Raw genomic sequence first — 10,577 nt, forward strand, 5'->3', positions numbered from 1 at the left:
GTGAGCATCCTCCTTGCTCTGATGTATTATTGCCTATAGTATAGCACTAAAAAACAAAAATGTCATAGTAAATATGTTAAAAAAATCGAATTTTAATTATAAAGTTTGCTGTGCTGATTTGTAGGATTTTCATGGTATAATCAAGAGAGTAAATCTTTATGGAGGAAGTATGAAATTAAATATTCAAGAAATTCGTAAGCAGTCTGAAGGCTTGCATTTTGAACAAACGTTAGACCTAGCCGCAGACCTGCGTGCACGTAATCAAGAAATTTTAGATGTAAAAGATATCCTTGCAGTTGGGAAGGTTCAATACGAAGATCGTATGTATTTCTTAGATTATCAATTATCTTATACCATTGTTCTTGCTTCAAGTCGCAGTATGGAGCCAGTTGAGTTAGTTGAATCTTATCCAGTAACGGAAGTTTTCATGGAAGGGGCAACTAATCTGCTAGATCAAGAAGTTTTAGATGATGATTTGGTCCTGCCTATCGAAAATGGAGAACTTAATCTTGCTGAGAGCGTGTCAGACAATATCCTACTAAACATTCCTATCAAGGTCTTGACGGCTGAAGAAGAAGCGGGTCAAGGATTTGTTTCAGGAAATGACTGGCAAATCATGACAGAAGAAGAATACCAAGCTCAACAAGCCGTTAAGAAAGAAGAAAACAGTCCTTTTGCTGGCCTACAAGGACTATTTGATGGAGACGAATAATGGTCTTGTCAAAAAAACGAGCACGAAAAGTGCTAGAAGAAATCATTGCTCTCTTTCCAGATGCCAAGCCCAGTCTTGATTTTACCAATCATTTTGAACTCTTGGTTGCGGTCATGTTGTCAGCCCAGACAACGGATGCAGCGGTAAATAAGGCCACTCCAGATCTCTTTGCTGCCTTTCCAACGCCACAAGCCATGTCTGTTGCAACAGAAAGTGAAATTGCCTCACACATTTCTCGCCTAGGACTGTATCGAAATAAGGCTAAATTCCTTAAAAAATGTGCCCAACAGTTACTAGAAGATTTTGATGGTCAAGTCCCTCAAACACGAGAGGAATTGGAGAGTTTGGCAGGTGTTGGTCGCAAGACAGCCAATGTTGTCATGAGTGTAGGCTTTGGAATTCCAGCTTTTGCAGTGGATACTCATGTAGAGCGTATATGTAAACACCACGATATCGTCAAAAAGTCAGCGACACCACTTGAGGTGGAAAAGCGGGTCATGGATATCTTACCACCGGAGCAGTGGTTAGCAGCCCATCAGGCAATGATTTATTTTGGACGAGCCATTTGTCATCCTAAAAATCCAGAGTGTGATCAGTACCCACAGTTATATGACTTTAGCAATTTATAAGCAATTTATAAGATGGGGTTTCAAAAGTTTTTGCTTGATTTTAGGATTGCTTTGTGCTATAGTAATTGATAACTAAATATTCCTTTAAACCTGTCCCGTGAGGCAGGCAAGGAGAACGATTAAGTAGTAGGGTGAAGTCTATACTGTTTGCAGTAGGGCTCGCTTGGCTATACATTTCAAGTCTCCTTGTTTAAGGAGACTTTTCTTTTTGGAGGTTTGTCATGAAGGCAAAAGAAGTTGTAGACGAATTGACTGTCAAACGAGCGATTACGCGTATTACTTATGAGATTATCGAACGCAACAAAGATTTGAATAAGATTGTCTTGGCTGGTATTAAAACTCGTGGTGTCTTTATTGCCCACCGTATCCAGGAACGTTTGGAGCAGTTAGAAAATCTTTCAGTTCCTGTTGTAGAATTGGATACCAAACCTTTCCGTGATGATGTTAAAAGTGGAGAAGATACTTCTTTGGTTTCTGTCGATGTGACAGACCGCGAAGTTATCTTGGTGGATGATGTGCTCTATACAGGTCGTACCATACGTGCTGCTATTGATAATATTGTCGGTCATGGCCGTCCTGCGCGCGTGAGTTTAGCTGTTCTAGTCGATCGTGGACATAGAGAATTGCCAATCCGTCCAGATTACGTTGGAAAGAATATCCCAACCAGTCGTTCTGAAGAAATCATCGTAGAGATGGCAGAACTTGATGGCCAAGACAGAGTTCTGATTACTGAAGAAGCTTAGAAAGCTAAAGGAGTAGCCATGTCAGAAAATCAACAAGCATTGAACCATGTGGTGTCCATGGAAGACCTCACTGTCGATCAAGTCATGAAATTGATCAAGCGAGGAATTGAGTTTAAAAACGGAGCTCAGCTTCCCTATGAGGACCATCCGATTGTTTCCAATCTTTTCTTTGAGGATTCTACACGGACGCATAAGTCCTTTGAAGTGGCAGAGATTAAATTGGGATTGGAACGACTTGACTTTGATGTCAAGACTAGTTCGGTTAATAAGGGTGAGACACTTTATGATACCATTTTGACTTTGTCTGCTTTAGGAGTGGATGTCTGTGTGATTCGCCATCCTGAGGTTGACTACTACAGAGAGTTAATTGCAAGTCCAACGATTACGACTTCCATTATCAATGGTGGAGATGGTTCGGGCCAACACCCTAGCCAGAGCTTGCTTGATTTGATGACTATTTATGAGGAATTTGGTCACTTTGATGGTCTTAAGGTTGCTATTGCAGGTGACTTGGACCACTCACGCGTTGCTAAATCCAATATGCAGATTTTGAAACGCTTGGGAGCTGAACTATACTTTGCTGGACCTGAGGAATGGAGAAGTCAAGAGTTTGCAGACTATGGGCAGTTTGTAACTATTGATGAAATCATTGATCAGGTGGATGTCATGATGTTTCTCCGTGTGCAACATGAACGCCATGATAGTGGAGCTGTCTTTTCCAAAGAAGACTACCATGCCCAACATGGCTTGACTCAAGAACGTTATGACCGTTTGAAAGAAACAGCAATCCTCATGCACCCAGCTCCAGTCAACCGTGATGTAGAAATCGCAGACCACTTGGTTGAAGCACCAAAATCACGGATTGTCCAACAAATGACCAATGGTGTATTTGTTCGAATGGCAATCTTAGAATCCGTACTGGCGAGTAGAAACGCCAACTAAAACACAAGACGTTAAAAGACTCCAGTGAGCGTCCACGAGAGGTGAAAATATGACAAAAAGACTTCTAGTACTAGAAGATGGCACAGTTTTTGAAGGCAAGGCCTTCGGAGCAGATATTGATGTAACAGGCGAAATCGTCTTTAATACAGGGATGACCGGCTATCAAGAATCCATTACAGACCAGTCTTACAATGGACAGATCTTGACCTTTACTTATCCTTTGGTAGGAAATTATGGAATTAACCGTGATGATTACGAATCCATTATTCCAACTTGTAAAGGAGTTGTTGTTTTTGAAGAAGCGCGTAGAGCAAGCAACTGGCGCAACCAAATGACCTTGGATGAATTTTTGAAAGCCAAGAAAATTCCGGGTATTTCAGGGATTGATACACGTGCTCTTACCAAGATTATCCGTAAGCATGGTACGATGCGTGCAACCTTGACCCATGTTGGGGACAGCATGGACCATGTGACTGACCAGCTCCAAGCAACAGTCTTGCCGACAGATAATATCAAGCAGGTTTCTACTAAAACATCCTATCCAGCTCCAGGAGTTGGCTTGAGCGTGGTGTTAGTGGACTTTGGTCTCAAGCACTCAATTCTACGTGAACTTTCTAAGCGTAATTGTAACGTGACGGTTGTTCCTTATTCGACAACGGCAGAAGAAATTCTCCATCTCAATCCTGACGGAGTTATGTTGTCAAACGGTCCAGGTAACCCAGAAGATGTTCCACAGGCACTCGATATGATTCGAGGCGTGCAAGGAAAGATTCCAATCTTTGGTATTTGTATGGGGCACCAACTCTTTGCAATGGCAAACGGGGCAAAGACTTACAAGATGAAGTTTGGTCACCGTGGATTCAACCATGCGGTACGTGAAATTGCAACAGGACGCGTAGACTTCACCAGCCAGAATCATGGTTATGCAGTCAGTCGTGAGGATTTGCCAGAGCACTTGATTATTACCCACGAAGAAATCAATGACAAATCAGTTGAAGGAGTTCGCCACAGATACCAACCTGCTTTCTCTGTTCAATACCACCCAGACGCAGCCCCTGGTCCACACGATGCAAGCTACCTATTTGACGAGTTTATCGAGATGATGGAAGCTTTTAAACAATCAAACTAAGAACGAGTAAAAGCTCGTCGGAGAATTTATTTAATGTCAACCCGAGAGTTGCCGAATAGAAAGGAGAAGATACATTGTTCGCGGAAGTGAACACGCCCTAAGAACTGTGTGAAAAAGATAAACATCGTCTTGACGCTGAAGGCGTCTGCACCGAATTTCCTATTTCCACTGTGTTCTTTACGGGCTTTGTATCATAAACTATGCCTAAACGTACTGATATTCAAAAAATTATGGTGATTGGTTCTGGTCCGATTATTATTGGCCAAGCTGCTGAGTTTGACTACGCTGGGACCCAGGCTTGCTTGTCGTTGAAAGAGGAAGGTTATGAGGTTGTTTTGGTTAACTCAAACCCTGCAACCATCATGACGGACAAGGAGATTGCTGATAAGGTTTATATTGAACCGATTACACTTGAGTTTGTGACACGTATTCTTCGTAAGGAACGTCCAGATGCCTTACTTCCAACCCTTGGTGGGCAAACTGGTCTTAATATGGCCATGGAATTGTCTAAAAATGGTATCCTCGATGAGCTTGGTGTTGAACTTCTGGGAACTAAATTATCTGCCATTGATCAAGCGGAGGACCGTGACCTCTTTAAACAATTGATGGAAGAATTGGAGCAACCAATTCCAGAATCTGAAATTGTCAACACTGTCGAAGAAGCTGTTGCCTTTGCAGCGACAATTGGTTACCCAGTCATCGTTCGTCCAGCCTTTACCCTAGGTGGTACTGGTGGTGGTATGTGTGCCAATGAGGAAGAATTGCGTGAAATCGCTGAAAATGGATTAAAATTGTCACCTGTTACCCAATGTTTGATTGAGCGTTCTATTGCAGGTTTCAAGGAAATCGAATACGAAGTGATGCGTGACTCAGCAGACAATGCTTTGGTTGTTTGTAACATGGAAAACTTTGACCCAGTCGGGATTCACACAGGGGATTCCATTGTATTTGCCCCTGCGCAAACCATGTCAGACTATGAAAACCAAATGCTACGTGACGCGAGCTTGAGCATCATTCGTGCCCTCAAGATTGAAGGTGGATGTAACGTTCAGCTAGCCCTTGATCCACACAGCTTCAAGTACTATGTCATCGAAGTAAACCCTCGTGTGTCGCGTTCTTCAGCCCTTGCTTCTAAGGCTACAGGTTACCCAATTGCTAAGTTGGCTGCAAAGATTGCAGTAGGTTTGACCTTGGATGAAGTTATCAACCCAGTTACAGGTTCAACCTATGCCATGTTTGAGCCTGCCCTTGACTACGTTGTTGCTAAGATTCCACGTTTCCCATTTGACAAGTTTGAAAAGGGTGAGCGCCGTCTTGGTACTCAGATGAAGGCCACTGGAGAAGTCATGGCAATCGGTCGTAACATTGAAGAATCTCTTCTTAAGGCTTGCCGCTCCCTTGAAATTGGGGTGCACCACAATGAAATGCCTGAGCTTGCAGCAGTTTCTGATGATGCCTTGATTGAAAAAGTTGTCAAAGCCCAAGATGACCGTCTCTTCTACGTATCAGAAGCCATTCGTCGTGGTTATACACCAGAAGAAATTGCTGAATTGACTAAGATTGATATCTTCTATCTTGATAAACTCTTACATATCTTTGAAATCGAGCAAGAACTGGGAGCACATCCACTAGATTTAGACGTTTTGAAAACTGCCAAACTGAATGGCTTCTCAGACCGTAAGATTGCTGAACTCTGGGAAACGACAGCTGACCAAGTTCGTCAACTTCGTTTGGAAAACAAGATTGTCCCAGTCTACAAGATGGTGGATACTTGTGCGGCGGAGTTTGACTCTGAAACACCATATTTCTATTCAACCTATGGTTGGGAAAATGAGTCTATCAGATCTGATAAGGAATCTGTACTAGTCCTAGGTTCTGGTCCAATCCGTATCGGTCAAGGGGTTGAGTTTGACTACGCAACTGTTCACTCGGTTAAGGCTATTCAGGCGGCTGGCTATGAAGCCATTATTATGAACTCAAACCCGGAGACAGTTTCAACAGACTTCTCTGTATCTGATAAACTCTACTTTGAACCATTGACTTTTGAAGATGTGATGAATGTCATCGATTTGGAGCAACCAAAAGGTGTTATTGTTCAGTTCGGTGGTCAAACAGCTATCAACCTAGCTGAGCCATTGGCTAAAGCAGGTGTGACTATTCTTGGTACGCAAGTAGCTGACCTAGACCGTGCGGAAGACCGTGACCTCTTCGAGCAAGCTCTAAAAGATTTGGATATTCCACAGCCACCAGGACAAACGGCTACCAATGAAGAAGAAGCAGTTCTTGCAGCTCGCAAGATTGGCTTCCCAGTTCTTGTCCGCCCATCTTATGTACTTGGTGGACGTGCCATGGAAATCGTTGAAAACGAAGAAGACCTTCGTTCTTATATGCGTACTGCGGTTAAGGCAAGTCCAGACCACCCTGTTCTTGTTGACTCTTATATCGTCGGACAAGAGTGTGAAGTCGATGCCATTTCAGACGGACAAAACGTCCTCATCCCTGGTATCATGGAGCATATCGAACGTGCCGGTGTCCACTCAGGTGACTCAATGGCCGTTTATCCACCACAAACCTTGTCGCAAAAGGTGCAAGAAACAATCGCAGACTATACTAAACGCCTAGCAATCGGTCTTAACTGCCTTGGAATGATGAACATCCAGTTTGTCATCAAGGATGAAAAAGTCTATGTTATTGAGGTCAATCCACGTGCTAGCCGTACGGTGCCATTCCTTTCTAAGGTAACTAATATCCCTATGGCTCAAGTAGCAACCAAGCTCATTCTTGGTCAAAAACTTGAAGAACTTGGCTACCAAGATGGACTTTACCCTGAAAGTACCCGCGTTCATATCAAGGCACCTGTCTTCTCCTTTACCAAACTAGCTAAGGTAGACAGCTTACTTGGTCCTGAAATGAAGTCAACAGGTGAAGTTATGGGTTCTGATACGACTTTGGAAAAAGCTCTTTATAAAGCCTTTGAAGCTTCTTACTTACACTTGCCAACTTTTGGTAACGTTGTATTTACCATCGCTGATGATGCCAAAGAAGAAGCCTTGGACTTGGCTCGTCGTTTCCAAAATATTGGCTATGGAATCCTCGCGACAGAAGGGACAGCAGCCTTCTTTGCTAGTCATGGATTGCATGCCCAACCTGTTGGTAAGATTGGTGATGACGATAAGGATATTCCAAGTTTTGTTCGCAAAGGAAGAATTCAAGCTATCATTAACACAGTAGGAACCAAACGAACTGCTGATGAAGATGGTGAGCAAATCCGCCGTTCAGCCATTGAACACGGAGTGCCCCTCTTTACAGCCCTAGATACAGCTAATGCCATGCTTAAAGTACTTGAAAGCCGTAGTTTTGTCACAGAAGCAATCTAGTTGAGAAAATTTTTCACAGTTTTAAAGCCAGCGTTTTCTGACGCTGGCTTTTGCAATACTGGTGTTGCTTATTTCAACTATCATGCTTTCCTGAAGAATCATTCCAAAATGTGATGTAATAAGACTAAATTAGAAATAGTAAACTATTTTCATCATTTTCTCAAAAACTCCATTAAGTAAATATGTAAAGATAAGATTAGGAAGTGAATATTCCGATGTCTTCTTACCAAAAGGTCTCTCTTTCTGAGATCAATCAATCTATTGAACCTCCGAATAACAATCATTTTGGTAGAATCTGAAAGAATTTTTAGGTCCTGGAGCTCTTGTAGCAGTTGGTTATATGGGGCCTGAGAACTGGATTACCAGTGTTATTGGTGGCGCTTCCTACAAGCATAGTCTCGTATTTGTTATTTTGATTTCATCCATTATCTCCATGCAGTTACAACAAATGGCTGGAAAGCTCGGTATCGTGACTAGGATGGATTTAGCGCAGGCAACAGCTCATCATGGCCCCAAGTGGTTCCGCTATAGTCTATGGGTGATTTTAGAATTAGTTTTAATGGTGACAGACTTGGATGAGGTTTTTGGTTCAGCGATTTCCTTAAATCTTTTGTTTAAAAAACCGATAAAGGTCGCTATCCTACTAACCGTTTTAGATGTATTTTTTTGCTTTTGTTGATGAAATTTGGCTTTAAGAAGATTGAAGCTATTGTTACAACCCTTATCTTAACCTCTTTTCTTATCTGGTGGCTTTATCTAATCCGAGTATGCAGAGGATCTTTGGTGGTTATTTGCCGACTTCGACTTTATTTGAAAGTCCCCTGCCAGGACATGAGGGTCAATTGACCTTGGCTTTAGGGATTGTAGGAGCGACAGTCAGGCCCCATAATCTCTATCTTCATTCATCCTTACCCCAAACAAGGAAAATCAACCATAAGGATAAGAAAGATATTTGAAAAGCTGTTCGTTTTATGACCTGGGACTCAAATCTTCAGTTGTCCCTAGCCTTTGTTGGCAATTCCTTACTTCTCATTTTAGGAGCATCGCTCTTTTTGGATCATGCATCTGAAATTTCGGCATTCTCCCAAATGTACAATGCTTTACAGGATTCGACAATAGCAGGAGCGATAGCCAGCTCAACTCTGTCAACTTTATTTGCCCTAGCCCTCTTAGCAAGTGGCAAGACTTCGACCATTACAGGTACCTTAACAGGACAGATTGTCATGGAAGGTTTCTTGCATCTGAAATTGTCTCAGTGGATGATTCGTATCGGTACCCGGATTTTTGCCTTGCTACCTGTTATTATTGTCGCCGTCTTATTTGGACATCAAGAAAAACCTTGGATCAGTTATTGGTTTATTCACAGGTCTTTCTGTCAATCGCTCTTCCGTTTTCAATCTTTCCTTTAATCTATTTGACTTCTAAGAAGTCACTAATGGGAGAATTTACCAATGCCAAGTGGAACACAATCCTAGGTTACACGGTTGCAATCATCTTGACCATTCTCAATATCAAGCTTCTTTTCGATATTTTTTAAATCTATTTAAATCAGGCCTCGGCATCAGCTTGAAGATTGATAAAGAAAAAATAGTAGTGGTTGGTTTATGAAATTAAGAAATAAAAAAGAACAGTCGAAACTGTTTTTTTTATCATTATTTGAGACCGTATTTTACAAAGGTATACTTTGTAATGTTTAAATCCTTATTAAATCAACGTTTCTAAAGGGAAAGTAGCTGTAAAATATTATATATATAGCGTATTGTTAAACCAAGACGGTACCAAAAATTAAGGTTTCGGAGCTTATAAAATAAAGAAAGATGTCTCAGGTGTTTGAGATTTTTTTTGACAAGAAAAAACTCTTGAATATAATCCAAGAGTAAAACGAATAGGACCAGTGGTGGAGCGGGTTCTTTACAGCATAAAGCTGAAGGCAGTACCTAACCTGTACCTAAAACAAGTACCTTTGAGCAAACTGTTACCAGTCACCCGACATCATCCTATCCTTATCCATAGTTTAGTATAAATAAGAGAGAATGTCAACAATAATTTTTATTAACTTAGGTGTTTGTGATATTTGACTTCTCCTTGATTGATTTATTCCAATTTTACAAAGATATACTCTATAGTGTTTAAATCCTTATTAAATCAACGTTTCTAAAGGGAAAGTAGCTGTAAAATATTATATATATAGCGTATTGTTAAACCAAGACGGTACCAAAAAGGTACCAAAAATTAAGGTTTCGGAGCTTATAAAATAATGAAAGTTGTCTCAATCAGTTGAGCTGTTTTTTATTGTCTTTTTGTAGCAAAGTGACATAGTCACTTTTAGTGTGGAATAGGTGAGATAAAAAAACAGTGTTTCGTTTTTGATCGATGAAGTAAAGCAAAACATATTGGTCAATAATTTTTCCTCGTGTTGGATACTTGCTGTTAATTTTTATTCCGATTTTCTCATCAGCGTCAAAACCTGCTTCAGGAAAAATTTCTAAACTTTTTAAGCTGTCTAAAATTTTAGACACAGTATTTTTGGCAGATTGAGGTGATAGAAGTACCGTAGCTATATAGTCGTGTATATTGTCGATAGCTTCCTCGACCTCTTTTGAAGCTATCACATTATAAGCCATAGCGTACCCTCATATTGTTTAGAGAAGTACCTTCTCCTGCCTCGTATTCTCTCAAGGCACGTTCAGATTGGGCTTGTAATTCCTTAATCAACTGTTCTCTATGTAGATCTTCGGCCGTCTTAATAGGCAAATCTTGTTCCAGGACTATTTGCTCCAAAAATAAAGAAATAGCATCTGTCATTGTCATTCCCTTTTCCTTTATAATATTTCGAGCTTGTTCCATAGTAGCTTCATTCAGTTTAAAATTGTATTGTTTTGATAATGTTATAGCCATGATATATCTCCAATCTATACGTTATAGATTGATTATATACTAGATATAGATTTTAATCAAGAAAAAGAGGCTGGGACAATAGTCTCTTATCTTCAAAAAAGCAACGGCAAATCTGTACTGACCCCCAAAAGTTGGACAAATAATTAT

At 40.9% G+C, this 10,577-nt stretch carries 8 protein-coding genes and 1 pseudogene; 7 read left to right on the plus strand and 2 right to left on the minus strand.

Going from position 1 to position 10,577, the window contains the following annotated elements; translation table 11 throughout:
* Positions 1 to 169 precede the first annotated feature (169 nt).
* The 7 genes and pseudogenes from HMPREF2628_RS07055 (at position 170) to HMPREF2628_RS07085 (ending at position 9,069) form a co-directional block, all read left to right on the plus strand.
* Positions 170 to 712: a YceD family protein gene (locus tag HMPREF2628_RS07055; RefSeq protein ID WP_070527784.1), complete on the plus strand. Its 543-nt coding sequence runs from the start codon at positions 170 to 172 to the stop codon at positions 710 to 712.
* Entirely contained in the window at positions 712 to 1,341 is a 630-nt protein-coding gene (nth, locus tag HMPREF2628_RS07060) for an endonuclease III (RefSeq protein WP_049510839.1), read from the plus strand. Before HMPREF2628_RS07055 ends, nth begins: the two co-directional genes overlap by 1 nt.
* Positions 1,342 to 1,562: 221 nt before the next feature.
* On the plus strand, positions 1,563 to 2,084 hold the full coding sequence (gene pyrR / locus HMPREF2628_RS07065; protein WP_000644747.1) for a bifunctional pyr operon transcriptional regulator/uracil phosphoribosyltransferase PyrR: 522 nt from the start codon (positions 1,563 to 1,565) through the stop codon (positions 2,082 to 2,084).
* 18 nt (positions 2,085 to 2,102) lie between these two features.
* On the plus strand, positions 2,103 to 3,026 hold the full coding sequence (locus tag HMPREF2628_RS07070; protein WP_070842748.1) for an aspartate carbamoyltransferase catalytic subunit: 924 nt from the start codon (positions 2,103 to 2,105) through the stop codon (positions 3,024 to 3,026).
* 49 nt (positions 3,027 to 3,075) lie between these two features.
* Positions 3,076 to 4,155, plus strand: coding sequence for a carbamoyl phosphate synthase small subunit (locus HMPREF2628_RS07075; protein WP_000166853.1), 1,080 nt, complete (start codon positions 3,076 to 3,078; stop codon positions 4,153 to 4,155).
* A 200-nt stretch (positions 4,156 to 4,355) separates the two neighbouring features.
* The gene (gene carB, locus HMPREF2628_RS07080; RefSeq protein ID WP_070842749.1) at positions 4,356 to 7,532 is read left to right on the plus strand and encodes a carbamoyl-phosphate synthase large subunit; all 3,177 of its coding nucleotides are present in this window, start codon (positions 4,356 to 4,358) and stop codon (positions 7,530 to 7,532) included.
* Positions 7,533 to 7,747: 215 nt separating this feature from the next.
* Positions 7,748 to 9,069, plus strand: a pseudogene (locus tag HMPREF2628_RS07085) (Nramp family divalent metal transporter).
* 736 nt (positions 9,070 to 9,805) lie between these two features.
* Here the strand turns inward: HMPREF2628_RS07085 and HMPREF2628_RS07090 are convergent.
* Positions 9,806 to 10,156, minus strand: coding sequence for a type II toxin-antitoxin system RelE/ParE family toxin (locus HMPREF2628_RS07090; protein ID WP_070842750.1), 351 nt, complete (start codon positions 10,154 to 10,156; stop codon positions 9,806 to 9,808).
* Positions 10,146 to 10,430, minus strand: a complete 285-nt coding sequence (locus HMPREF2628_RS07095; protein ID WP_070842751.1) for a type II toxin-antitoxin system RelB/DinJ family antitoxin — start codon at positions 10,428 to 10,430, stop codon at positions 10,146 to 10,148. The genes HMPREF2628_RS07090 and HMPREF2628_RS07095 overlap by 11 nt, the downstream gene beginning before the upstream one ends.
* Positions 10,431 to 10,577 lie beyond the last annotated feature (147 nt).

Source organism: Streptococcus sp. HMSC063B03, from assembly GCF_001836965.1.
GTDB lineage: Bacteria > Bacillota > Bacilli > Lactobacillales > Streptococcaceae > Streptococcus > Streptococcus pneumoniae_F.